This window comes from Streptomyces sp. NPDC002403, from assembly GCF_053593015.1.
Window position 1 is genome coordinate 66,467 of sequence record NZ_JBSFBQ010000020.1, and the last position, 24,111, is coordinate 90,577.

Sequence of the window (24,111 nt, forward strand, 5' to 3'; positions counted from 1 at the left end):
TGCTCAGGGCGAAGGCGGCCGCGACGGGGGACCGAGAAGGACGGCGGTGTCGCCCGGCCGGGCATCCGGGGTGTGCGCGTGGGTGACCGGGGCGAGCCGCCCGTCGGAGCGTACGACGAACAGCACGTCGTGCCCGGCCGGGACGGCTCCGTCGGCCCGCCGCGTCAGCACCCGGGCCCCGGCCTCGTACCGGCGGGCCAGCTCCGGCCCGGTCAGACCGGTACGGAAGAGGGGCTCGCCCCCGGTGTACGGCGCCACCACGCCCTGGCTGTCGGCGCCCGGCGCGAGCCGGTGGACCGGGCCCTCGACACTCTCCCGCAGCGTCATGGCGGCCAGTGCGTTGAAGTCGTCCTCCTCGGTGAGCAGCAGCACACCGGTGATGCCCTCCAGCTCGGCCCCGGCACCGGAGGCCGCCGCGAGCAGCTCGCCCGGCGCCAGCGCCAGCCCGGCCTCCTCGATCCGGGCCCGCTGGCACTCGGCACCCGCCCACATCAGCACGTCCAGCCCCGCCGAGTTCAGCGCGCGCCCCAGATCGACCGCCCAGGGCGAACCGCCCACCAGCAGCGGCCGGGACCGGGACGGGCGCAGCACCCCGAGCCGCCGGGCGACCGGAAACGCCGTCAGGCCGTACAGCGTGACGGTGGCGACGATCACCACGAAGGTCGCGGGCAGAATCCGTTCGGCGCCGTCGACGCCCCGCGCCACCAGAGTCGCCGAGAACGTGGAGGCGGTCGCCGCGGCGACGATGCCGCGCGGGGCCATCCATCCGATGAACCACCGCTCGCCGCCGCGCACATCGGTCCCGGCCGTCGACACCAGCGCCACGAGCGGGCGCACCACGAGGACCAGCAGAGCGACCAGCGCCAGCGAGGGCAGCACCACGTGCCGCAGCGAGGCCGGGGTGACCGTGGCCGAGATGGAGATGAACAGCAACCCGATGATCAGGGAGACCAATGTGTCCAGGAACGGCCGGCGGGCCGGAACGTCCAGGCCCGGCAGATTCGCCATGGCCATTCCCATCACGACCGCGGAGATGAGCCCGGTGTCCTCGCGGAGCGCGTCGCAGGCGGCCGCGATCCCGATCACCGCGGCGATCTGCGCGGAAGTGGCCAGCTCCTCGCTCAGCCGGGCACGGCGCAGCAGCAGCCACAGCACACCCGCCCCGACCACGCCGCCCACCGCACCCACCGCGGCGCTGGCCGAGAACTGCTCCACCTGGCTCCCGAACCCCTTGAGCTCACCGGCGACGACGGCATGGAAGACCAGCGCCCCCAGGATGCCGCCGACCGGGTCGATCAGGGAGCCCTCCCAGATCAGGACGCGTTGCAGCCGCTCGCAGGGCCGTACGAAATTGAGCAGCGGCCCGACGACCGTCGGCCCGGACACGACGAGGATCGCGCCCAGCATCACCGCCGCGCCCTTGGACATGCTCAGCACCGGCACGGCGAACAGGGCGGCGGACAGCCAGGTGATGAGCGCCCCCAGCCAGATCAGCCTGACCACGATGCGACGCGTATGGCCCCGCAGCCGCCCGATCTCCAGACCGAGCCCGGCCTCGTAGAGAATCACCGCGACCGCGAGGGAGACCAGCGGGGAGAACGCCTCGCCCAGCAGCTTCACGGGGTCGACGTCGTCCGTCAGCGCCCCGGCGATGAAGCCGACCGGCAGCAGGATCAGCAGCGCGGGCACCCGCAGCCGGCTCGCCACCAGCTGGGAGCCGACCGCCAGAACCACGATGAGTCCCACGCCCACCATCACTTCATCGGCCGTCATCTCCGTGCCTCCTCGGACGCCGTGCTGCCCGGCAACCATCGGCGGCGGTGGCGGGGAGGCGGGGCGCGGCTCGCGCCACTGGGCCGTCGGAGTGACTCCCCGTCCCTCCGACGGCCCAACGGGTCGGCGTGCCCCGTGTCCCCGACCGAGATGCGCACCGGGCCGCCCACTGCTCCAATGACGGAGGCACAGGCCCCGGCCGGACGTGGGGCAGTCGAGATTCTGAGGAGCCGGTGTGAGCAGCGAGACCGACGAGACGGGGCCGATCGACTACCTGGTGATCGAGTTCCCGGGAAGCCGGATGACGGGCGAGGGGATGCCCCTGCTGGTCGATCTGGTCGACCGGGGAATCATCCGGATCCTGGACCTGGTCTTCGTCAGGAAGAACCAGGACGGAACGGTGGACGGCGTGGAACTCTCCGAGCTGACCGCGAACGGCCAGGAAGACCTCGCCGTCTTCGAAGGGGTGTCCTCCGGCCTGCTCGGCCGGGACGACATCGACGAGGTGAGCGCGGTCCTCGAACCCGGCAGCGCCGCCGGGATCGTCATCTACGAGAACGTGTGGGCCGGACCGCTCGCGGCCGCCCTGCGTCGCTCCGGGGGACGCCTCGTCGCCAACGGACGCATCCCGGTCCAGGACATCCTGGCGTCGCTCGACGCGGCCGAGGCCGGGTCCAGAGCCTGAGCCGCCGCCCAGGGACCGGCCGTACCGCGCAGCGGACCGCGGGCCGTCCCCGCAGAGCCAGTCAAAGGAGATGCACCATGCCAGGCCTTCTTCGTGGCGTCGCCCGTACAGCGGTGATCGCCGGAACCGCCACCTCGGTCTCCAACCGGGTCTCCCGGCGGCAGGCGGGCCGCTGGGCGCGCCAGGACGCCGAGCAGGCGCAGGCACAGCAGGCCGCCGCGGCGCCCCCGCCCCCCGTGCCCACCTCCCTCGCGCCGGAGGACGAGATGAGCAACAAGATCGCCCAGCTCAAGGAGCTCGGCGACCTCAAGAGCCAGGGAGTGCTGAGCGAGAGCGAGTTCGAGGCCCAGAAGGCCAGGATCCTCGCCCCCTGACCGGCCCGGCCCCGCGTACCCGGTCTCAGGTGCGCCTGTCGTCCCAGGGCGTACCCAGCCAGCCGTCGAAGGTGGGGATCAGCGCACTCAGCGCGGCCGCGAGCCGCCGGTCGATCCACGGCGCGTGGACATGGATCTCGTCGTCGTCCGAGAAGAACTCCAGCGGCACCTCCCGGCCGGCCCGCCAGATGATGCGGCGCGGACCGCGCGCCACATCGCCCCCGCCGTTCAGGAGGCTGCCCACGCCGATCGCGACCTGGACCGGGAACAGCAGCCACCACACGTACCACCAGAAGATCCGGCCCTTGAGTCCGACCGCCTCCGGGCAGCCGGCCTGGGCCACCGTCCAGCGGGTCCGCAGCCCCGTGCCGGAGAGGGCCTTCTCCCGGACGAGCGTGCCGACGAGCTCGCCCCGCGCGCCCAGCACCCGGTACGTGGCGACGCCGTCGGCCGCGGACGCGGTGACCAGGGTGGCCAGCCGGGCCCGGCGTTCGGGGTCGGCCCACAGCACGAGGGAGCGCGCCCCCGACTTGCGGGCGGCGAGATACGCGGATATCCCGCCCTCCGGCAGTTCGCGTTCCACATGGGCGACCACCCGGGACTCGCCGCCGGGCGCGTCGGTGAACTCGACGACGTGGCCGACGGGCGAAACCTCCACCCCGACTCGCTTCAGGGCCAGCACGCTGCTCACCAGTGAACTCCTCCGTAGTGTGCTGCTCGGACGTCGCAGAGCAGACGGGCGTCCTGAGAAGATCGATCCGTGGAATCCGCCGATCCCTTCCCCGATCCCTTCCCCGAGCCCTTCCCGGGCACCGGCACCGAGCCCTCGCCCGAGGACGACCCGGCCGGCCGTCCCGCCCGGCGAAAGGTGGTGCGCTGCCGCATGTGCGGCCGCCCGCTCACCGGAACGGAGTCACGCCGCACCGGCCTCGGCCCCGCCTGCGACGCCAAACTCCACCCCGCGCCGCCGGACATCCGCACCCGCCGCCACGAGGTCGAGCAGGACCCGCTGCCCGGCGTCTGACCCGGGGCAGCGGGCTATGCGCCGAGACGGCGGAACAGCCCCTCCTGCACCACGGACACCAGCAGATTGCCGCCCCGGTCGTAGATCCGGCCACGAGCCAGTCCCCGCCCGCCGGTGGCGACCGGCGACTCCTGGTCGTACAGGAACCACTCGTCGGCCCGGAACGGCCGGTGGAACCACATCGCGTGGTCCAGCGACGCCATGTCGAAGCCGCGCGGCCCCCACAGCGGCTCCACCGGGATACGGACCGCGTCGAGCAGCGTCATGTCACTGGCGTACGTCAGCGCGCAGGTGTGCACCAGGGGGTCGTCGCCCAGCGGGCCGACCGCCCGCATCCACACCGCGCTGCGCGGGTCGGCGTCCTCGACCTCCTCCTTCGTCCAGCGCAGCCGGTCGACGTACCTGATGTCGAAGGGCTGCCGGCGAGCCATCCGCTCCAGAGCGTCCGGCAGCACGCCCAGGTGCTCACGGACCTCCTCGGCGACGGTCGGCAACTCCTCGGGATCCGGGACCTCGCGGGCCGGCGGCAGCTGGTGCTCGAAACCCGCCTCCTCCGGCCGGTGGAAGGACGCCGTCAGATTGAAGATCGTCCGGCCCTGCTGGACGGCCGTGACCCGGCGGGTGGTGAACGACCGGCCGTCCCGGACGCGCTCCACCTCGTAGACGATCGGCACACCCGGACGACCCGGCCGCAGGAAGTACGCGTGCAGCGAGTGGACCGGCCGGTCCCCGTCGGTGGTCCGGCCGGCCGCCACCAGCGCCTGCCCGGCGACCTGCCCGCCGAAGACCCGTTGCAGGGACTCCTGGGGACTGCGCCCACGGAATATGTTGACCTCGATCCGCTCCAGGTCGAGCAGATCGACCAGGCGCTCGGCGGGGTTCGTCATGCGGTTCGTCTCCACTCTCGCAGCGGCGCCGCGCCCGCGGCGTACGTCCTCACAGCTGACCGACGGAGGTCACGCGGACCACGGCCCGGCCCTCCTCGTCGGAGGCGGCCAGATCGATCTCCGCGCTGATGCCCCAGTCGTGGTCGCCGTTCGGATCGGCGAAGGTCTGCCGGACCCGCCACAGACCGTGCGCCCCGTCCTCGTCGATCTTCAGCAGCTTCGGGCCGCGGGCGTCCGGACCGGTGCCCAGGTCGTCGTACTCGTCCCAGTAGGCGTCCATCGCCTCGCCCCACGCGTCCTCGTCCCAGCCCGCGCCGCCGTCCAGCTCACCGAGCTCACCGACCTTGTCCAGCGCGGCCAGCTCCACCCGGCGGAACATCGCGTTGCGCACCAGCACCCGGAAGGCACGGGCGTTGGCCGTGACGGGCTTCACCTCGTCGGCCCGCTCCTGCGCCTGCTCGGCGGTCTCCACCTCCGGGTTGGCCAACTGCTCCCACTCGTCCAGCAGACTGGAGTCCACCTGGCGGACCATCTCACCCAGCCAGGCGATCAGATCCTCCAGGTCCTCGGACTTGAGGTCGTCCGGGATGGTGTGCTCCAGCGCCTTGTACGCACTGGCGAGATAGCGCAGCACGATGCCCTCGGTACGGGCCAGCTCGTAGTTGGAGGTGAACTCCGTGAACGTCATGGCGCGTTCGTACATGTCACGGATCACGGACTTCGGCGAGACCGGATGGTCGCCCACCCACGGGTGGCTCCTGCGGTACACGTCGTACGCGTGCCACAGCAGCTCGCTCAGCGGCTTCGGGTACGTGACCTCCTGGAGCAGCTCCATCCGCTCCTCGTACTCGACGCCGTCCGCCTTCATCTGCCCGACCGCCTCGCCGCGCGCCTTGTTCTGCTGCGCGGCGAGGATCTGCCGGGGGTCGTCGAGCGTCGACTCGACGACGGAGACCATGTCCAGCGCGTACGAGGGGGAGTCCGGGTCCAGCAGGTCGAACGCGGCCAGCGCGAAGGTGGACAGCGGCTGGTTGAGCGCGAAGTCCTGCTGGAGATCGACGGTGAGCCGGACGATCCGGCCCTCCGCGTCCGGCTTGTCGAGCTGCTCCACGACACCGCCGTCCAGCAGCGAACGGTAGATCGCGATGGCCCGGCGGATGTGCCGCAACTGCGCCCGGCGCGGCTCGTGGTTGTCCTCCAGCAGGCGCCGCATCGCCTCGAAGGCGTTGCCGGGACGCGCGATCACGGACAGCAGCATGGTGTGCGTGACCCGGAAACGGGAGGTCAGGGGCTCGGGGTCGGACTGGATCAGCTTGTCGAAGGTGGTCTCCGACCAGGCGACGAAGCCCTCGGGGGCCTTCTTGCGGACCACCTTGCGCTTCTTCTTCGGGTCGTCGCCCGCCTTCTTGACGGCCTTCTCGTTCTCGATGACGTGCTCGGGCGCCTGCGCCACGACGAAGCCCGCCGTGTCGAAGCCGGCCCGGCCCGCACGGCCGGCGATCTGGTGGAACTCCCGGGCGCGCAGCGTACGGACGCGGGTGCCGTCGTACTTGGTGAGCGCGGTGAACAGCACGGTGCGGATGGGCACGTTGACGCCGACGCCGAGGGTGTCCGTGCCGCAGATCACCTTCAGCAGTCCGGCCTGGGCGAGCTTCTCCACCAGGCGCCGGTACTTCGGCAGCATGCCCGCGTGATGCACCCCGATACCGTGCCGCACATAACGGGAGAGGTTCTGGCCGAACTTGGTGGTGAAGCGGAAGTTGCCGATCAGATCGGCGATCTTCTCCTTCTCCTCCTTGGTGCACATGTTGATGCTCATCAGCGACTGCGCCCGCTCGACGGCCGCGGCCTGCGTGAAGTGCACGATGTAGACCGGCGACTGCCTGGTGTCCAGGAGTTCGGTGAGGGTCTCGGTGATCGGGGTCAGCCGGTACTCGTAGCTGAGCGGGACCGGCCGGGTCGCGGAGCGCACCACGGAGGTGGGGCGGCCGGTGCGGCGGGTCAGGTCCTCCTCGAACATCCGGACGTCACCGAGTGTGGCCGACATCAGGATGAACTGCGCCTGCGGCAGCTCCAGCAGCGGGATCTGCCACGCCCAGCCGCGGTCCGGCTCGGCGTAGAAGTGGAACTCGTCCATCACGACCTGGCCGATGTCGGCGTACTTGCCGTCACGCAGCGCGATGGACGCCAGCACCTCGGCCGTGCAGCAGATCACCGGGGCGTCGGCGTTGACCGAGGCGTCGCCGGTGAGCATGCCGACGTTCTCCGTACCGAACAGCTTGCACAGGTCGAAGAACTTCTCCGAGACCAGTGCCTTGATCGGCGCGGTGTAGAAGGTGACCTTGTCCTGGGCCAGCGCGGTGAAGTGCGCACCCGCCGCGACCAGGCTCTTTCCGGAGCCGGTCGGAGTGGAAAGGATCACATTCGCGCCGGAGACCACCTCGATCAGCGCCTCCTCCTGGGCCGGATAGAGGGTGATGCCCCGCGTCTCGGTCCATGACGAGAAGGCCTCGAAGAGGGCGTCGGGGTCGTCGGTCGGGGGCAGCTGATCGATAAGGGTCACGCCCCCATCTTGCCTGCCTTCCGCCCGGATGAGGGAACCGGACGACCGTATGAAGATCATGGGCGATACGCTTCCCACTCAACTCGGCCGTGCCGTAACGGCAATGGCAGCGATACGACTCTGGGGGCGGGAAGAACCATGATGGGACCGGCACACTCTCTGTCAGGGGCGGCGGCCTGGCTGGGGGTGGGCGCGGCGGCGGCGGCCGCCGGCCACGCGATGCCATGGCCCGTCCTCGTCGTCGGCGCGCTGATCACCGCCGGAGCCGCGCTGGCCCCGGACCTCGACCACAAGTCCGCGACCATCTCGCGCGCCTTCGGGCCGGTGTCCCGGGGGCTCTGCGAGATCGTCGACAAGCTCTCGCACGCCGTCTACAAGGCGACCAGGATGCGTGGCGACTCGACCCGCAACGGCGGCCACCGGACCCTGACCCACACCTGGCTCTGGGCGGTCCTGATCGGCGCCGGGGCCTCCGCCGCGGCGATCACCGGCGGCCGGTGGGCGGTCCTGGCGATCCTCTTCGTCCATCTGGTGCTCGCCGTCGAAGGGCTCCTGTGGCGGGCCGCCCGGATGTCCAGCGACGTCCTGGTCTGGCTGCTCGGCGCGACCAGCGCCTGGATACTGGCAGGCGTCCTGGACAAACCGGGCAACGGCTCGGACTGGCTGTTCACCGCCCCCGGCCAGGAGTACCTCTGGCTCGGGCTGCCGATCGTGCTCGGCGCGCTCGTCCACGACATCGGTGACGCGCTGACCGTCTCCGGCTGCCCGATCCTGTGGCCCATCCCGATCGGCCGCAAGCGCTGGTACCCGGTCGGCCCGCCGAAGGCCATGCGGTTCCGGGCCGGGAGCTGGGTGGAGCTGAAGGTGCTGATGCCGGTGTTCATGGTGCTCGGGGGAGTGGGCGGAGCGGCCGCGCTGAACTTCATCTGACGGCGCGGGCGGCGCTCCGCCGCCGGGTCACCGATGCCGTCGCTCGGACGGTCGAACCGGACCGCGAACGCCGAGAACGCGGAGTGGATGTCGAGGCGTCGACAGAACCCGGCGCGACCGACGCATCTCCCGCCGTCGTCGGCGGCCATGGGTTCGTGCGCCGATCGTCGCGGGGCGATACCCCGGGACTGTCCGGCGTTTTCCCTTCGCCGTCCCTTTCCCGAAGCCGCCCGGGCGCGCCCGGACGGCTTCGGGGCGGTGCGCTCAGCCGTGCCAGGACCGCCACAGCGCCGCATACGCGCCGTCCGCCGCCACCAGCTCGTCATGACCGCCCAGTTCGCTGATCCGGCCGCCCTCGACCACCGCGATCACATCCGCGTCGTGCGCGGTGTGGAGCCGGTGTGCGATCGCCACGACCGTACGGCCGTCCAGCACCCGGGCCAGGGAGCGCTCCAGGTGTCTGGCGGCCCGCGGGTCCAGCAGCGAGGTCGCCTCGTCCAGCACCAGGGTGTGCGGATCGGCCAGGACCAGCCGGGCCAGGGCGATCTGCTGGGCCTGGGCCGGGGTCAGCGCCAGACCGCCGGAGCCGACCTCGGTGTCCAGCCCCTCCTCCAGGTTCTTCGCCCAGCCGTCCGCGTCGACGGCCGCCAGCGACGCCCACAGCTCGGCGTCCCCGGCGCCCGTACGGGCCAGCAGGAGGTTGTCCCGCAGCGAGCCGACGAACACATGGTGCTCCTGGTTGACCAGCGCCACATGCGTACGTACGTCCTCCGCCCTCATCCGTGACAACTCGGCTCCGCCCAGCGTCACTTCGCCCGTGCGCGGGGCGTAGATCCCGGCCAGCAGCCGTCCCAGTGTGGACTTGCCGGCGCCGGACGGGCCGACCAGCGCGAGGCGCGTACCGGGTGCGACGTCCAGCGACACCCGGTGCAGTACGTCGAGGCCGGCGCGGTACCCGAAGCGCACCTCGTCGGCCCGGACGTCCCGGCCGTCCGGGACGACCTCCGCGTCGCCCGCGTCCGGTTCGATGTCCCGTACGCCGACCAGCCGGGCCAGCGACACCTGCGCCACCTGCAGCTCGTCGTACCAGCGCAGGATCAGACCGATCGGGTCGACCATCATCTGTGCCAGCAGCGCGCCCGTCGTCAGCTGTCCCACGGTCAGCCATCCCTCGATGACGAACCAGCCGCCGAGCATCAGCACCGCGCCCAGAATCGTCACATAGGTGGCGTTGATGACCGGGAAGAGCACGGAGCGCAGAAAGAGCGTGTAGCGCTCCCAAGCGGTCCACTGAGCGATGCGCCGGTCCGACAGCGCCACCCGGCGCGCACCGAGGCGGTGCGCCTCCACGGTCCGTCCGGCGTCCACGGTCTCCGCGAGCATCGCGGCGACCGCGGCGTATCCCGCGGCCTCCGAACGGTACGCGGACGGCGCCCGCCTGAAGTACCAGCGGCAGCCGACGATCAGCACCGGCAGCGCGATCAGTACCGAGAGCGCCAGCGGCGGAGCCGTCACGGTGAGAGCGGCGAGCAGCAGCCCCGCCCACACCACGCCGATCGCCAGCTGCGGCACGGCCTCGCGCATCGCGTTGGCCAGCCGGTCGATGTCCGTGGTGATCCTGGAGAGCAGATCTCCGGTACCGGCCCGCTCCAGCACCCCCGGCGGCAGCCCGACCGACCGCACGAGGAAGTCCTCGCGCAGATCGGCCAGCATCTCCTCGCCGAGCATCGCGCTGCGCAGGCGCATCAGCCGGGTGAACACGGTCTGCACGACCAGCGCGAGCGCGAACACCCCGGCGGTGCGCTCCAGATGGAGGTCCCGCACACCGTCGGAGAGGTCCTCCACCAGCCCGCCGAGCAGATACGGGCCGGTGATCGACGCGATCACCGCGACGGCGTTGAACACGACGAGCACGGCGAACCGTCCGCGATGGCGCCGCAGCAGCTCCCGTACGTAGCTCCGTACGGTGGTGGGGGTGCCGACCGGCAGGGTCGTCGCCGACTCCGGCGCGGCCGGGTCGTACGCCGGTACTGCGACGCCGATCATGCCCGTTCCTCGACTTCCTCGATCGTTGCGGTCGTGCCCCGGGATGCCAGGGCCGCGATCTCCTCGTCCGTCTCACGTGTCACGACGGCCCGATAGCGGGGCTCCGCGCGCAGCAGGTCGCGGTGGTCCCCGACCGCGACGACGGTGCCCCGGTGCACCAGCACCACCCGGTCCGCGAGGTCGAGCAGCAGTGGTGAGGAGGCGAACGCCACGGTGGTGCGGCCCTGGCGCAGTGCCTTGATCCCGGCGGCGACCCGGGCCTCCGTGTGCGAGTCGACGGCGGAGGTCGGCTCGTCGAGCACCAGCGCCTCCGGGTCGGTCACCAGGGAGCGGGCCAGCGCGAGCCGCTGGCGCTGGCCGCCCGAGAGCGAGCGGCCGCGCTCGGTGATCCGGGTGGTCATCGGGTCGCCGTCCGTGGCGAGCGAGGCCTGTGCCAAGGAGGCCAGCACATCGCCGCACTGCGCGGCCGTCAGCGCCTCCTCGGCGGTCACCCGGCCGGACGACGGAACGTCCAGCAGCTCGCCGAGCGTGCCGGAGAGCAGAACCGGGTCCTTGTCCTGCACCAGTACGGCGGCCCGGGCGGAGTCCAGCGGGAGCTCGTCCAGCGGTACGCCGCCGAGGAGCACGGACGGGACCCCGCGCCCCGCGGCGTCCTCGTCCGGGCCGGCGTCCGCCTGCGCGTGCCCGCCGAGCCGCTCGGCCAGCCGGCCCGCCTCGTCCGGATCCCCGCAGACCACCGCGGTGAACAGGCCGGCCGGAGCCATCAGACCGGTGACCGGGTCGTACAGATCGCCGGTCGGCGAGCCATCGAGGGTCGACGGGCGGGCCGTGCGGCGCAACGACAGCACCCGGACCGCGCGCTGGGCGGACGGCCGGGAGAAGGAGTACGCCATCGCGATCTCCTCGAAGTGGCGCAGCGGGAACAGCAGCAGCGTCGCCGCGCTGTACACCGTGACCAGCTGGCCGACGCCGATCCGGCCGTCCCGTGCCAGCGTTGCCCCGTACACGACCAGCGCGATGAGCAGCAAGCCCGGCAGCAGTACCTGGACCGCCGAGATCAGCGACCACATCCGCGCGCTGTGCACCGCCGCCTCGCGGACCTCCTGGGAGGCGCGCCGATAACGGCCGAGGAACAGCTCCTCGCCGCCGATCCCGCGCAGCACCCGCAGCCCGGCCACGGTGTCCGAGGCAAGTTCCGTGGCCTTGCCGGCCTTCTCGCGCTGGAGGTCCGCGCGCCGGGTGGCCCGGGGGAGCAGCGGCAGCACGGCGAGGGCCAGCAACGGCACGGCGACCGTCACCAGGATGCCCAGCGACGGCAGGTAGAGGAGAAGCCCCGCACAGATCAGAACCAGGGCGGCGGCGGCCGCGGCGAAGCGCGAGAGAGCCTCGACGAACCATCCGATCTTCTCGACGTCACCGGTGGAGACCGCGACCACTTCGCCCGCCGCGACCCGACGGGTCAGCGCCGAGCCGAGCTCCGCGGTCTTACGGGCCAGCAGCTGCTGGACCCGGGCGGCAGCGGTGATCCAGTTGGTGATGGCCGTCCGGTGAAGCATGGTGTCGCCGAGCGCGATCAGCACGCCCAGCACCGCGATCAGCCCGCCCGACCAGGCGAGCCGTTCGGCGGAGCGGTCGACGACCGCCTGGACGGCCAGACCGACGGCGGGCGGCAGCCCGGCGATGGAGCACTGGTGCAGCAGCCCCCAGGCCATGGACTTGAGCTGACCCCTGAACTGATTGCGGCCGAGCCAGAGCAGGAAGCGTGGCCCTGACCGGACATCGGGATCGCCGGGATCCGGGTAGGGAAGATCGCGAATCTGCATGACGTCCCATGGTTCGGTGTGACTGGTCGTTCGGTGCATGGATCAAGGCGAATGATCCAAACCGTGCCAGGTTCGCCCCAGGACGTCGGTTCGAGCAATTGGTTTTCTCCGGGAACGGCCGTATCGCGCCACGGCCGCGACGGCGCACGAGCGGGCCGGGCACGGGCCCCGCGGGGCGCGTGCCCGGCCCGGCCGGCTACTCAGGCCTTCTCGGGGTTCTCCGAGTCCATGCCGGAGCGGGCCTTCTTCCACTCACCGCGGGTGAAGTCCGGGATCTGCTGCGGCGCGCCCTTCGCCCGGATGGACAGGTGGCTGAGCGGCACGGGGGAGGTCCAGGTCGCCGCGTCGTACACATCGAAGTCGGGGACGAGACCGAGCCGCATGCACTGCATCAGCCGGAACACCAGCATGTAGTCCATGCCGCCGTGACCCCCCGGCGGATTGGCGTGTTCCTTCCACAGCCAGTGGTCCCACTCCTGGTACTTGGAGAAGTCGCCCCAGTTGTCATTGGTGTGGTCGGGCTCGATGTAGATACGGGCGGGGTAGTCCTCGAAGACGCCCTTCGTGCCGCCGAGGCTGTTGATCCGCGAGTACGGATGCGGGGTGGACACATCGTGCTCCAGCCGGATGACCCGTCCCTTGGCGGTCTGGACGAGACTGATCGTCCGGTCGGACTCGATATAGGTCTCCTTCCAGCTCGGGTCACCGGCCGGCATGTTCTTCTCGCGGTACTCGGCGAGCCCGAGGGACGGGGAACCGACGCTGGTGATGCTCACCGCGCGGTCGCCGCGGTTGATGTCCATGTAGTTGGCGACCGGGCCGAACCCGTGGTTGGGGTAGAGATCGCCGCGCAGCCTGGTGTGCCAGAGCCTGCGCCAGGGGCCTTCGTAGTAGTCCGGGTCGAACATCAGGCCACGCAGATCGTGGTTGTACGCGCCCGCGCCGTGCAGCAGGTCACCGAAGAGACCGGCGTGTGCCATGCGCAGCACCCGCATCTCGTTCTGTCCGTAGCAGCAGTTCTCCAGCTGCATGCAGTGGCGTCTGGTGCGCTCGGAGAGATCGACCAGTTCCCAGAGCTGGTCGAGCTGGAGAGCGATCGGACATTCCACACCGACGTGCTTGCCGTTCAGCATGGCGGTCTTCGCCATCTGGAAGTGGAAGTCCCACGGAGTCGCCACATAGACGAAGTCGATGTCTCCGCGCTTGCAGAGGTTCTCGTAGTCGTGCTCACCGTTGGTGTAGACGGCGGGTGCCGGCTGACCCGCGGCGGTCACCTTCGCGGCGGCCCGTTGGGCCTTCTCCTTGACCGGGTCGCAGACGGCGACGACCTGTACGCCGCTGACGGCGAGGAAGAGATCGATCATGCTGCCGCCGCGGTTGCCGAGGCCGACGATGCCGACCCGGACGGTGGAGCGCCGGTCGAAGGGGACCCCCACCATGGTCCGGCCCTGGCGCTTCGGAGCCTCCGCCACGTCCGCGGCGGCCTCCTGGCCCCGGCCGGTGGCGGCGGCCGCGGTGGAGCTGCCGAGGGCGCCGAGCCCGAGCCCGGCGCCGGCCACCGAGGCGGTCGTCCACAGGACCGAGCGGCGGCTCATGGAGCCCTCGCCGCCGCCCTGCGTACCGTCGTTCTGCTGTGCTGCGTCGTTCATCGATCCTCCGTGAAGGGGGTCTGACGTGCGCGGCTGGTGAATGAACCTCGGTAAGGACCTTGGTAGTTGGGGATGTTGTTGCGCAAGGGGAGCGATTGGACTCCCGTTCCGAAACCATGGACTTTCGTGCCCGCGCGAAAACGCCGGGCGGGCTCGAAGATGTCGAGCCCGCCCGGCGATACGGGGCGGCCACGGGGGCCGGCCCCCGTGATCAGCGCACCACAGCTCCTGGGCGGGTGGCCCGCTCCAGTTCCATCAGCACCGAGTAGTACGAGTGGCCCGTGGCCCGGTCCATACCGATCTCGCACATCCGGTTGGCCGAGAGATAGGCGTCGTACTCGCGCCCGTTCACCTCGGCGGCCTCCTTCGCCGTCGCCGAGGCCGTCAACTCCTTGTGCAGCATGCCCCGGTCGCCCGCGAAGGCGCAGCAGCCGGCGTCGTCGGGGATGACGACCTCCTCGGCGCATGCCTCCGCGACCGTACGCAGCTGCTGCACATCGTCCAGATGCTGCATGGAACACGTCGGATGCAGGACCGCCGAACCGGTCTTCCGGAGGACCGTCAGCTCCGGAAGCAGTTCGTCGGCCGCCCAGACCAGGGAGTCGACGATGGTCAGCTCCCGGTGCAGCTCCCGGTTGTCGTCGGTGAGATACGGCACCACCTCATGGGCGATGCCCAGGGTGCACGACGAGGCGTCGACGACCAGCGGGAGCTTTCCCCCGGCCGTCCAGCCCCAGGCGGCCTCCACGATGCGGTTGGCCATCACCGCGTTGCCCTCGTCGTATCCCTTGGAGTGCCAGATCGTCGCGCAGCAGGTCCCCGCGACGTCGTCCGGGATCCATACCGGCTTTCCGGCGCGGGCGGAGACGGCGACGACGGCCTGCGGCAGCGACGGACCGCGATGGCCCTCGGGGCCGCCGAAGATGCGGTTCACACACGCCGGGTAGTAGACGGCGCTCGCCCCGGCACGGGAGGTGCGGGGCAGCTTCCGGGCGGCGGCGCCGGGAATCTCCGGCAGCCACTCGGGCACCAGATCGGGGCGTACGGCCTTGCGGGCGAGAGCGGTGATGGTCTCCAGCGGCCCGTCGCCGAGCCGGTCGCCGATCCGGTCGGCCGCGGCCACCGCGAGCCGCGCCGCCGCCTCCACCGCCTTGAAGTTCTTCGCGGTGAGCGCCGCGATCCGTTCCTCGCGCGGCGAGTGCCGCCGGTGGCGGAAGTCCTTCATCATCGCGCCGGTGTCGATGCCCACCGGGCAGGCGAGCTTGCATGTCGAGTCGCCCGCGCAGGTGTCGACGGCGTCATAGCCGTAGGCGTCGAGCAGCTGCGTCTCCACCGGGGAGCCGCCGGGCTGCCGCATCATCTCCCGGCGCAGCACGATCCGCTGGCGCGGGGACGTGGTCAGGTCGTGGCTGGGACAGGTGGGCTCGCAGAAACCGCACTCGATGCAGGGGTCGGCGATCTCCTCGACCTCGGGAATGGTCTTCAGTCCGCGCAGATGGGCCTTCGGGTCGCGGTCGAGGACGATCCGGGGGGCCAGGACGCCGTCGGGGTCGATGATCTGCTTGGTGCGCCACATCAGCTCGGTCGCCTGCGGACCCCATTCCAGCTCCAGGAAGGGGGCGATGTTGCGGCCGGTGGCGTGCTCGGCCTTCAGGGAGCCGTCGAAACGCTCCACCGTCAGCCGGCAGAAGTCGTCCATGAACGCGGCGTAGCGGTCGACGTCGGACGGCTTCGCCGCGTCGAAGGCGAGCAGGAAGTGGAGGTTGCCGTGTGCCGCGTGGCCCGCCACGGCGGCGTCGAAGCCGTGGTCGGCCTGGAGCGAGAGCAGGGCCTCGCAGGCCTCGGCCAGCCGGGAGGGCGGCACCGCGAAGTCCTCCGTGATCAGCGTCGTACCCGAGGGGCGGGAGCCGCCGACCGCGGTGACGAACGCCTTGCGGGCCTTCCAGTAGCCGGAGATGACCTTGGCGTCGCGGGTGAACCCATTGGTCACCGAGGGGACGGGCGCGACCAGGTCGAGCTCCTCGACGACGGCCGCCGCCGCCCGCTCGTACGCCTCCTGGCCCTGCTCGTCCGGGGCCCGGAACTCCACCAGCAGCGCCGCGGTCTCCTTGGGCAGCTCGGCCCAGTCCGCCGGAACGCCCTGGACACTCACCGAGGCGCGCAGCGTATTGCCGTCCATCAGCTCGACGGCGATCGCTCCCGCCTCGTTGAACCGGGGCACGGCGGCCGCCGCCGCGGTCAGGGACGGGAAGAACAGCAGGGCCGTGGAGATCCGGCGGTCCAGCGGCAGCGTGTCGAAGACGACCTCGGAGATGAAACCGAAGGTGCCCTCGGAGCCGACCATCAGGCCGCGCAGGATCTGGACCGGTGTCGTGCCGTCCAGGAAGGCGTCGAGGCGGTAGCCGTTGGTGTTCTTGATCTCGTACTTGGCGCGGATCCGGGCGGTGAGCGCGGCATCCGCCTCGATCTCCGCCTTCAGGGCCAGCAGTCCCTCGTACAGCCGTGGCTCGGCGCGGGCGAGATCCGCGTCCGCGGCCGGATCGGCCGTGTCGACGACGGTGCCGCTCGGCAGCACGAAGGTGAGGGAGGAGACCGTGCGGTAGGAATTGCGCGTCGTGCCCGCCGTCATCCCCGAGGCGTTGTTGGCGACGACTCCGCCGATCGTGCAGGCGATGGCACTGGCCGGGTCGGGGCCCAGCAGCCGGCCGTGGCGGGCGAGGGCGGCGTTGGCCCGCACGACCGTCGTACCCGGCTTGATGCGGGCCTGCGCGCCGTCGTCCAGGACCTCGATGCCCGCCCAGTGGTGGCGGACGTCGACCAGGATGTCCTCGCCCTGGGCCTGGCCGTTCAGACTGGTGCCGGCCGCCCGGAAGACGACCTCACGGCCCCTGCCGTGCGCGTACGACAGGACGGCCGAGATGTCGTCGATGTCCTCCGGGACCACGACGACCTGGGGGACGAAGCGGTAGGGGCTGGCGTCGGAGGCGTACTTCACCAGGTCGGAGACCTTCCAGAGCACCTTCCCCGGACCGAGCAGGGCGATCAGGTCGCCGCGCAGCGGTTCGGGCGTGCCCGGAGCCTGCCGGTCGGGGACCCGGTCCACGGACGGCGTCCGCACCGCTTCGGGGCGGAGTGCTTCCGGCTTCGGCTCCAGCAGTGGCATGTCGAGGTCTCCTCGGCGGTTCGGTTCGGTACCACGGCGGCGGACGCGCGTCACCCGGCGGGCGCGGGCGTGTCCGTGCGGTGTTCTAACAGCGGCGCTCCGGCATTCCGTTCACCAGAGCGGACAGCAGTCCGCCGAGCACCTCGCGCTGATCGGCGGTCAGTGGGGCCAGGATCTCCTCCGCGGCGGCGCGGCGCGCGTCGCGCAGCGACCGGAGGGTGGCGAGACCCTCGTCGGTGATCTCGATGCGGACCACCCGGCGGCTGTCCGGATCGGGGGCGCGACGCACCCGCCCGCTCGCCTCCAGGCCGTCGACCAGGGTGGTCACGGCGCGCGGGACGACATCCAGGCGCTGCGCGAGATCGGCCATCCGGGGCGGGCCGTCGTAATGCGCGACGGTGCGGAGCAGCCGGAACTGTGCGGGAGTGATACCCATCGGCTCCAGCTGGCGGCTCTGGATCCGCTGGAGCCTGCGGGTCACCCGCAGCAGCTGCTCGGCGAGCACGCCGTCGGCGTCGGAGGAGTCCATGGAGGGAACAATATCAGGACCCCATTCATTGTGAGTATAGGTAACAATGAGCTAGGCTCTCAAAAGTCCGTTCGCTGCGAGCCCCCGCTCGAAGTCCTGCCCGGCCCCCGCTCGAGTCGCAGCCATCGCACGCCCGACGAAGGAGCCCATGAAACCCGACGCAATCAACTGGACACCCCCGCCGAAGGACGCGAACCGTCCGCCCGCCGAGGTGCGCCGCATCCTGCGCCTCTTCCGCCCCTACCGAGGCCGGCTCGCGCTGGTCGGACTGCTCGTCGGCGCCTCGTCGCTGGTGTCGGTCGCCTCGCCCTTCCTGCTGCGCGAGATCCTGGACACCGCCATCCCCCAGGGGCGTACGGGGCTGCTGTCGCTGCTCGCCCTCGGCATGATCCTCACCGCCGTGATGAACAGCGTCTTCGGTGTCCTGCAGACCCTGATCTCCACCACGGTCGGCCAGCGGGTCATGCACGACCTGCGCACCGCCGTCTACGCCCAGCTGCAGCGGATGCCGCTCGCCTTCTTCACCCGGACCCGCACCGGCGAGGTCCAGTCCCGCATCGCCAACGACATCGGCGGCATGCAGGCGACCGTCACCTCCACCGCGACCTCGCTGGTCTCCAATCTCACCGCGGTCGTCGCCACGGTCGTCGCCATGCTGGCGCTCGACTGGCGGCTCACCGTGGTCTCGCTCCTGCTGCTGCCGGTCTTCGTCTGGATCAGCCGCCGGGTCGGCCGCGAGCGCAAGAAGATCACCACCCGGCGCCAGAAGCAGATGGCCGCCATGGCGGCCACGGTCACCGAGTCGCTCTCCGTCAGCGGCATCCTGCTCGGCCGGACGATGGGCCGCGCCGACTCCCTCACCAAGGGCTTCGCCGAGGAGTCCGAGAAGCTCGTCGATCTCGAAGTGCGCTCCAGCATGGCCGGGCGGTGGCGGATGTCCACGATCGGCATCGTCATGGCCGCCATGCCCGCGGTCATCTACTGGGCGGCCGGCCTCGCCCTGCAGTCCGGCGGCCCAGCCGTCTCCATCGGCACCCTCGTCGCCTTCGTCTCGCTCCAGCAGGGACTTTTCCGGCCCGCCGTGAGCCTGCTCTCCACGGGGGTGGACATGCAGACGTCCCTGGCGCTCTTCCAGCGGATCTTCGAGTACCTCGACCTCGATGTGGACATCACCGAGCCCGCGAACCCGGTCCGGCTGGAGACGATCCGCGGCGAGATCCGCTTCGAGGACGTCGACTTCAGCTACGACGAGAAGAGCGGTCCGACCCTCAGCGGCATCGATGTGACCGTCCCGGCGGGCGGCAGCCTGGCGGTCGTCGGACCGACCGGATCGGGCAAGTCCACGCTCAGTTATCTGGTCCCCCGGCTCTACGACGTCACCGGTGGCCGGGTCACGCTCGACGGAGTCGATGTACGCGATCTGGATTTCGACACCCTGGCGAGAGCCGTGGGCGTGGTCTCCCAGGAGACCTACCTCTTCCATGCCTCGGTCGCCGACAATCTGCGCTTCGCCAAGCCGGACGCGACCGACGCCGAGATCGAGGCGGCCGCCCGCGCGGCACAGATCCACGACCACATCGCGTCACTGCCCGACGGCTACGACACCCTCGTCGGCGAGCGCGGCTACCGCTTCTCCGGCGGCGAGAAGCAGCGCCTCGCGATCGCCCGCACGATTCTGCGCGACCCGCCCGTCCTCGTGCTCGACGAGGCGACGAGCGCCCTCGACACCCGTACGGAATTCGCCGTGCAGGAAGCGATCGACGCGCTCTCCGAAGGGCGTACGACCATCACCATCGCGCACCGTCTCTCCACGGTCCGCGACGCCGACCAGATCGTCGTCCTGGACGGCGGCAGGACTGCCGAGCGCGGCAGTCACGAGGAACTGCTCCAACAGGACGGCCGCTATGCCGCGCTGGTCCGGCGGGACACCCAACTGGCCCCCGCGACAGGCTGATCGACGAGATCGGCCGGACGGTCGGGCCGCACACGCGGCGACGCCGCCGCTCCCGTGGGACGGGGAGCGACGGCGCCGGGCGGAGCGATGGTCAGATGAGCCAACCCACGAAGTGGATGATGCCGGCGAGCAGGTTGGTGATGACGTTCATTCGGTGTTTCTCCTTGTGCGTGCTGCATATGTGGGACAGCGCAGTCGCGGTCTGCAGCCCGTCGCTTGCGCCCTGTAATCATCCTGCGCCGCGGGGGAGTTGAGCAACGAATGGCGGAACGATCACGCGTTCCAGCGAACATCCGATCCCTTGTTCGTGTGTTCCCTTTCGGGATTGCCGGACCCGTGTCGTCCGGGCCGCGGTTCCGGACGGCGGGATAGCGTGCCCGCATGGTGAACGAGTCCCCGGACACCCCGCCCCGCCGCAGGCCCCGCCCGAACCGGCGCGGCCGTCTGGCGCTGTTCATCGGCATCCTGCTCGTCCTGGTCGTGGCGGCGGTGCTTGTGCCGCTGCTGACGAGGGGGCCGCAGGTCGAGCGGGCCCGCTCGCTCGTGATCCCCGAGGGATGGCGGGCATCCCAGGTGTACGCGGCGGTCGACAAGATCCTCGCGGTGGAGCCCGGGACCACCGAGAAGGCCGCCGGTACGGCGGACCTGCCGCTCCCGGCCGCGGCGAAGGGCAACCCCGAGGGCTACCTCTTCCCGGCGACGTACCCCGTCGCTTCCGGCACGACCCCGCAGAGCCTGCTCAGGTACATGGCGGACACGGCGGTCCAGCGATTCGGTGCGGACCACATCACCGAGGGCGCGCGGCGCAACGGCGTCTCGGTGTACCAGACGGTGACCATCGCGAGCATCGTGCAGGCCGAGGCGGACAGCGTGGCCGACATGGGCAAGGTCGCCAGGGTCGTCCACAACCGGCTGGACCGGGGCATGCCGCTCCAGATGGACTCCACGCTCAACTACGCGCTGAACCGCAGCACCTTGCACACCACCAAGGGCGACACGAAGATCGACAGCCCGTACAACAGCTATGAGCGCAAGGGGCTGCCGCCCACCCCCATCGGGAACCCGGGGGAGCAGGCGATGTCGGCGGCGATCAACCCCACTCCCGGAGCGTGGCTCTACTTCGTCACGGTCGCGCCGGGGGACACCCGGTTCACCAGCAGCTACACGGAACACCAGAAGAACGTGGCGGAGTTCAACCGCAACCACCGCGGCCCGTCCACCGGCTGAGCACCCGCGCCGTCACACCACGGCCGGCGCGAGCGCCGCATCGGCCTCGGCCACCGCGTCCTGCCCGTCCAGCAGCCGGCCGATCGCGCGCACCGCCGCCCGCCCCGCCCGGTTGGCGCCGATCGTGCTGGCGGACGGCCCGTACCCGACGAGGTGGACGCGCGCGTCCCGTACCGCCCGAGTGCCCTCGACCCGGATACCGCCGCCCGGCTCGCGCAGCTTCAGGGGCGCGAGGTGATCGATGGCGGCCCGGAATCCGGTGGCCCAGAGGATGACGTCCGCCTCGATCGTCCGGCCGTCGTCCCAGGCGACCCCGTCGGCCGTGATCCGGTCGAACATCGGCAGCCGGTCCAGCACCCCGGTCTCCCGGGCACGCCGGACCGCGTCCGTGAGCGGCAGCCCGGTCACGCTCACCACGCTCTGCGGGGGCAGCCCGCGCCGCACCCGCTCCTCCACCAGTGCCACCGCGGCCCGTCCCCGGTCCGCGTCGAAGGGGCCGTCCCGGAAGACCGGCGGCCGTCGCGTCACCCAGTACGTCTCGGCCGCCACCTCGGCGATCTCCATCAGATGCTGCGTACCGGAGGCACCGCCGCCGACCACCACCACGCGCTGTCCGGCGAATTCGGCCGGACCCGGGTAGTTCGCGGTGTGCAGCTGCCGTCCCCGGAAGCTCTCCTGCCCCGGATAACGCGGCCAGAACGGCCGGTCCCAGGTACCGGTGGCATTGATCAGGGCGCGGGTGGCGTACGTACCCTCGGAGGTCTCGACGAGCAGCCGCCCCTCGACGCCCTCACGTACCGCGCTCACCTCGACGGGGCGGTGGACCCGCAGCTCGAAGGCGCGCTCGTACGCGGCGAAGTACTCACCGATCACCTCGGAGGAGGGCCGGTCCCCGTCGGCTCCGGTGAGCTCCATGCCGGGCAGGGCGTGCATGCCGTGGACCTTGCCGTATGTCAGCGAGGGCCAGCGGAACTGCCAGGCGCCGCCGGGGTGCGGGGCATGGTCCAGCACGACGAAGTCGCGATCGGGCGCCAGGCCGGTGCGGCGCAGATGGTAGGCGCCGGACAGTCCGGCCTGTCCGGCGCCGATCACGACGACATCGATCTCGCGTGGCGCTACCACCCCAAAGTTGTTCACGTTTCTACCAACTGTGAGGGGGTCGCGGATCTTCCCGACCGGCCGGCCACGGTTCTTCCCAGGGACCGGTGCGGACGGGCCGGCCCGTCCGCACCGGTCGGCCGGTCAGCGTCCTCCGGCGACCAGCAGCGGTGCCCCGCCCGGCGCGGACGCCGGCCGGCCGTTCGCGGCAGCCACCCCGAGCAGCGGCGACGCGGGTACGGTCGACAGCAGGCCGCGTGCCGCCAGCTCGGGGGTGACGCCCTCGCCGAACCAGTACGCCTCCTCCAGATGCGGGTAGCCGGACAGCACGAAGTGCTCCACCCCCAGCGCGTGGTACTCCTCGATCCGGTCGGCGACCTCCGCGTGACTGCCGACCAGCGCGGTCCCCGCACCGCCCCGCACCAGCCCGACGCCCGCCCACAGGTTCGGCGAGATCTCCAGCCTGTCGCGCGAGCCGCCGTGCAGCGCCAGCATCCGCTGCTGCCCGACCGACTCGCTCCTGCCCAGAGCCTGCTGGGCGGCGGCGATCGTCTCGGCATCGAGATCGCCCAGCAGCCGGTCGGCCATCGCCCATGCCTCGCGCGAGGAGTCGCGGGAGATCGTATGCAGCCGGATACCGAAGCGGACCGTACGCCCCTGCTCCTCCGCGAGGCCCCGGATCCAGTCGATCTTCTCCTTCACCGCGCCCGGCGGCTCGCCCCAGGTCAGATAGACATCGGCATGAGCGGCGGCCACCGGGCCGGCCGCCGCCGACGACCCGCCGAAGAAGATGTCCGGCAGCGGGTCCGGCGGCAGCGCGGTCAGCCCGCCCTCCACCTGGTAGTGCTCGCCGTCGAAGTCGAACGGCCGCCCGCTCCACGCGCCCCGCACCACCGACAGGAACTCCGCGGTCCGCGCGTAGCGCCGGTCGTGGTCGAGATGGTCACCGAACCGCCGCTGCTCGGTCGAGTCGCCGCCGGTGACGACATTGAGCAGCAGTCGTCCCCGGGTGATCCGCTGATAGGTCGCCGCCATCTGCGCGGCGAGCACCGGGGAGATCACTCCCGGCCGGAACGCCACCAGGAACTTCAGCCGTTCGGTGTGCTGGGCCAGGGCCACCGTCGTCAGCCAGGCGTCCTCGCACCAGGTCCCGGTGGGTGTCAGCACGGCCTCGAAGCCCAGCTGCTCGGCGGCCTTGGCGATCTGCGCCAGATACTCGATGTCGGGGGCGCGCACCCCGCTCACCGGTGTGATCCGGTTCCGCTTGATCCCGCCGTCGGCGTACGCGTGCCGGTCGACGAGCGTGCGCCCGTCGCCGCCGGTGGGCAGGAACCAGTGCAGATGGACATTCATGACGAGGCCTTTCCGTACGAGCGGGGAGCGGTGGAGGACGGGGGCAGATCGCGGTTGAACCGGGTGTCGACGTAGTCCTTGAAGGAGAAGCGCCGCGGGATGAGCTCCAGATCGGCGAAAGTGTCGGCGATGGCCTGCTCGGAGGCGATCGCGGCGGGGTCGACGGCAACGGACACACGGGTCCCGGAACTCCGCTCGACCGCATCCAGGGCCACCTCGTAGGGCAGCCCGGTCTCCTTCGCCCAGACCTTCGCCCAGGCATCGGGGTGCTTGAACACCCAGGACTGTGCCCGCTGCAGACGCACCAGCAGATCCCCGATCGCCCTGGACTTCCCGCTGTCCGCCAGTGCGTCCGGCGAGGCCACCTGGAAGCTGAGACCGTTCACCACACCCTGCCCGGTGGTCAGCACCCGGGACTTCGTGCTGCGCAGCACCTGAGAGGTGTACGGATCCCAGATCGCCCAGGCATCGACCTTGCCGCGGCTGAACGCGGCCAGCGCATCGGCCGGCTGAAGGTACTTCGGCTTCACGTCCCCGATGCCGAGCCCCGCCTTCTTCAACGAGGCGATCAGCTGGTAGTGGGCCGAGCTGCCCTGTGCCACCGCGATCGACCTGCCCCTGAGCTGCTTCGGGGACTTCACCGGCGAGTCCTCGGGGACGACGATGGCCTCGCCGTCGGACGAGCCGTGACCGGCGCCCACCACGACGATCCTGGAATCGGAACCCGCCGCGAATACCGGCGGCGTATTGCCGACGCCCCCGACGTCCACGGCCTTGGCATCGATCGCCTCCAGCAGGGGTGGACCCGAGGTGAAGGTCGACCATCTGATCCGGTAGTCGAGGTCGTCGAGTTCACCGGAGGCCCGCAGGATCGCTTCGTAACCCCCCTTCTGGTCACCGATGTTGAGTATGACGCTGCCCTTCCCGTCGGTGTTTCCGGTGGTGGAGGCGGAGGTGGCGCCGCCGCAGGCGGACACCAGCAGGGTGAGGGGCAGAAGGAGGGCGGGCAGGGCGCGGATTCTCACGGGTTTCT

At 71.1% G+C, this 24,111-nt stretch carries 18 protein-coding genes; 6 read left to right on the forward strand and 12 right to left on the reverse strand.

Features of this window, described 5'->3' with window-relative positions:
• Window positions 1-3 precede the first annotated feature (3 nt).
• Window positions 4-1,773, reverse strand: a complete 1,770-nt coding sequence (locus tag ACWCPY_RS22395; protein WP_451267535.1) for a cation:proton antiporter — start codon at window positions 1,771-1,773, stop codon at window positions 4-6.
• 235 nt (window positions 1,774-2,008) lie between these two features.
• On the opposite strand from ACWCPY_RS22395, the gene ACWCPY_RS22400 reads away from it, so the two are divergent.
• Window positions 2,009-2,458 (forward strand): DUF6325 family protein, encoded by a 450-nt coding sequence (locus ACWCPY_RS22400; RefSeq protein WP_451267537.1) that lies wholly within the window; start codon window positions 2,009-2,011, stop codon window positions 2,456-2,458.
• Window positions 2,459-2,535: 77 nt separating this feature from the next.
• Window positions 2,536-2,832 carry an SHOCT domain-containing protein gene (locus tag ACWCPY_RS22405; RefSeq protein WP_451267539.1) on the forward strand — a complete coding sequence of 99 codons (297 nt, stop codon included), beginning with the start codon at window positions 2,536-2,538 and terminating at the stop codon, window positions 2,830-2,832.
• 25 nt (window positions 2,833-2,857) lie between these two features.
• Here ACWCPY_RS22405 and ACWCPY_RS22410 read toward each other — a convergent pair whose 3' ends face one another.
• A complete protein-coding gene (locus ACWCPY_RS22410) occupies window positions 2,858-3,523 on the reverse strand; it encodes a hypothetical protein (protein WP_451267541.1) in 666 nt (221 codons plus the stop codon).
• A 69-nt stretch (window positions 3,524-3,592) separates the two neighbouring features.
• Between ACWCPY_RS22410 and ACWCPY_RS22415 the strand changes: the two genes are divergently transcribed.
• Window positions 3,593-3,856 carry a DUF6011 domain-containing protein gene (locus ACWCPY_RS22415; protein WP_451267543.1) on the forward strand — a complete coding sequence of 88 codons (264 nt, stop codon included), beginning with the start codon at window positions 3,593-3,595 and terminating at the stop codon, window positions 3,854-3,856.
• Between the two features lie 14 nt (window positions 3,857-3,870).
• Here the strand turns inward: ACWCPY_RS22415 and ACWCPY_RS22420 are convergent, their stop codons facing one another.
• Window positions 3,871-4,743 (reverse strand): acyl-CoA thioesterase, encoded by an 873-nt coding sequence (locus ACWCPY_RS22420; RefSeq protein WP_329820765.1) that lies wholly within the window; start codon window positions 4,741-4,743, stop codon window positions 3,871-3,873.
• 49 nt (window positions 4,744-4,792) lie between these two features.
• Window positions 4,793-7,366, reverse strand: a complete 2,574-nt coding sequence (locus tag ACWCPY_RS22425) for a DEAD/DEAH box helicase (protein ID WP_451267545.1) — start codon at window positions 7,364-7,366, stop codon at window positions 4,793-4,795.
• A 78-nt stretch (window positions 7,367-7,444) separates the two neighbouring features.
• On the opposite strand from ACWCPY_RS22425, the gene ACWCPY_RS22430 reads away from it, so the two are divergent.
• Window positions 7,445-8,236 (forward strand): metal-dependent hydrolase, encoded by a 792-nt coding sequence (locus ACWCPY_RS22430; protein WP_362452527.1) that lies wholly within the window; start codon window positions 7,445-7,447, stop codon window positions 8,234-8,236.
• Between the two features lie 264 nt (window positions 8,237-8,500).
• Here ACWCPY_RS22430 and ACWCPY_RS22435 read toward each other — a convergent pair whose 3' ends face one another.
• The 5 genes from ACWCPY_RS22435 to ACWCPY_RS22455 all read right to left on the reverse strand — a co-directional run bounded on the left by ACWCPY_RS22435 (window position 8,501) and on the right by ACWCPY_RS22455 (window position 17,446).
• Window positions 8,501-10,282, reverse strand: a complete 1,782-nt coding sequence (locus ACWCPY_RS22435; RefSeq protein WP_451267547.1) for an ABC transporter ATP-binding protein — start codon at window positions 10,280-10,282, stop codon at window positions 8,501-8,503.
• The gene (locus ACWCPY_RS22440; protein ID WP_451267549.1) at window positions 10,279-12,105 is read right to left on the reverse strand and encodes an ABC transporter transmembrane domain-containing protein; all 1,827 of its coding nucleotides are present in this window, start codon (window positions 12,103-12,105) and stop codon (window positions 10,279-10,281) included. Before ACWCPY_RS22440 ends, ACWCPY_RS22435 begins: the two co-directional genes overlap by 4 nt.
• A gap of 200 nt (window positions 12,106-12,305) precedes the next feature.
• Window positions 12,306-13,754 (reverse strand): Gfo/Idh/MocA family protein, encoded by a 1,449-nt coding sequence (locus ACWCPY_RS22445; protein ID WP_451267551.1) that lies wholly within the window; start codon window positions 13,752-13,754, stop codon window positions 12,306-12,308.
• 211 nt (window positions 13,755-13,965) lie between these two features.
• Window positions 13,966-16,917: an FAD-binding and (Fe-S)-binding domain-containing protein gene (locus tag ACWCPY_RS22450; protein WP_451267553.1), complete on the reverse strand. Its 2,952-nt coding sequence runs from the start codon at window positions 16,915-16,917 to the stop codon at window positions 13,966-13,968.
• Between the two features lie 85 nt (window positions 16,918-17,002).
• A complete protein-coding gene (locus tag ACWCPY_RS22455) occupies window positions 17,003-17,446 on the reverse strand; it encodes a MarR family winged helix-turn-helix transcriptional regulator (RefSeq protein WP_266422932.1) in 444 nt (147 codons plus the stop codon).
• Between the two features lie 148 nt (window positions 17,447-17,594).
• On the opposite strand from ACWCPY_RS22455, the gene ACWCPY_RS22460 reads away from it, so the two are divergent.
• On the forward strand, window positions 17,595-19,400 hold the full coding sequence (locus tag ACWCPY_RS22460) for an ABC transporter ATP-binding protein (RefSeq protein WP_451267556.1): 1,806 nt from the start codon (window positions 17,595-17,597) through the stop codon (window positions 19,398-19,400).
• Between the two features lie 381 nt (window positions 19,401-19,781).
• Window positions 19,782-20,627: an endolytic transglycosylase MltG gene (gene mltG / locus ACWCPY_RS22465; protein ID WP_451267557.1), complete on the forward strand. Its 846-nt coding sequence runs from the start codon at window positions 19,782-19,784 to the stop codon at window positions 20,625-20,627.
• A gap of 12 nt (window positions 20,628-20,639) precedes the next feature.
• Here mltG and ACWCPY_RS22470 read toward each other — a convergent pair whose 3' ends face one another.
• The 3 genes from ACWCPY_RS22470 to ACWCPY_RS22480 form a co-directional block, all read right to left on the reverse strand.
• Window positions 20,640-21,764 (reverse strand): NAD(P)-binding domain-containing protein, encoded by a 1,125-nt coding sequence (locus ACWCPY_RS22470; protein WP_451267559.1) that lies wholly within the window; start codon window positions 21,762-21,764, stop codon window positions 20,640-20,642.
• 105 nt (window positions 21,765-21,869) lie between these two features.
• Complete coding sequence (locus tag ACWCPY_RS22475) at window positions 21,870-23,078, reverse strand: LLM class flavin-dependent oxidoreductase (protein ID WP_451267561.1); 1,209 nt, start codon at window positions 23,076-23,078, stop codon at window positions 21,870-21,872.
• A complete protein-coding gene (locus ACWCPY_RS22480; RefSeq protein ID WP_451267563.1) occupies window positions 23,075-24,103 on the reverse strand; it encodes an ABC transporter substrate-binding protein in 1,029 nt (342 codons plus the stop codon). The genes ACWCPY_RS22475 and ACWCPY_RS22480 overlap by 4 nt, the downstream gene beginning before the upstream one ends.
• Window positions 24,104-24,111 lie beyond the last annotated feature (8 nt).

Bases quoted from the DNA above. Each gene is read 5' to 3' on its own strand.
- ACWCPY_RS22395 (WP_451267535.1), bottom strand. From the start codon at position 1,773: ATGACGGCCGATGAAGTGATGGTGGGCGTGGGACTCATCGTGGTTCTG.
- ACWCPY_RS22455 (WP_266422932.1), bottom strand. From the start codon at position 17,446: ATGGACTCCTCCGACGCCGACGGCGTGCTCGCCGAGCAGCTGCTGCGG.
- ACWCPY_RS22445 (WP_451267551.1), bottom strand. From the start codon at position 13,754: ATGAACGACGCAGCACAGCAGAACGACGGTACGCAGGGCGGCGGCGAG.
- ACWCPY_RS22475 (WP_451267561.1), bottom strand. From the start codon at position 23,078: ATGAATGTCCATCTGCACTGGTTCCTGCCCACCGGCGGCGACGGGCGC.
- mltG (WP_451267557.1), top strand. From the start codon at position 19,782: ATGGTGAACGAGTCCCCGGACACCCCGCCCCGCCGCAGGCCCCGCCCG.
- ACWCPY_RS22450 (WP_451267553.1), bottom strand. From the start codon at position 16,917: ATGCCACTGCTGGAGCCGAAGCCGGAAGCACTCCGCCCCGAAGCGGTG.
- ACWCPY_RS22430 (WP_362452527.1), top strand. From the start codon at position 7,445: ATGATGGGACCGGCACACTCTCTGTCAGGGGCGGCGGCCTGGCTGGGG.
- ACWCPY_RS22440 (WP_451267549.1), bottom strand. From the start codon at position 12,105: ATGCAGATTCGCGATCTTCCCTACCCGGATCCCGGCGATCCCGATGTC.
- ACWCPY_RS22425 (WP_451267545.1), bottom strand. From the start codon at position 7,366: ATGATCTTCATACGGTCGTCCGGTTCCCTCATCCGGGCGGAAGGCAGG.
- ACWCPY_RS22405 (WP_451267539.1), top strand. From the start codon at position 2,536: ATGCCAGGCCTTCTTCGTGGCGTCGCCCGTACAGCGGTGATCGCCGGA.
- ACWCPY_RS22435 (WP_451267547.1), bottom strand. From the start codon at position 10,282: ATGATCGGCGTCGCAGTACCGGCGTACGACCCGGCCGCGCCGGAGTCG.
- ACWCPY_RS22460 (WP_451267556.1), top strand. From the start codon at position 17,595: ATGAAACCCGACGCAATCAACTGGACACCCCCGCCGAAGGACGCGAAC.
- ACWCPY_RS22420 (WP_329820765.1), bottom strand. From the start codon at position 4,743: ATGACGAACCCCGCCGAGCGCCTGGTCGATCTGCTCGACCTGGAGCGG.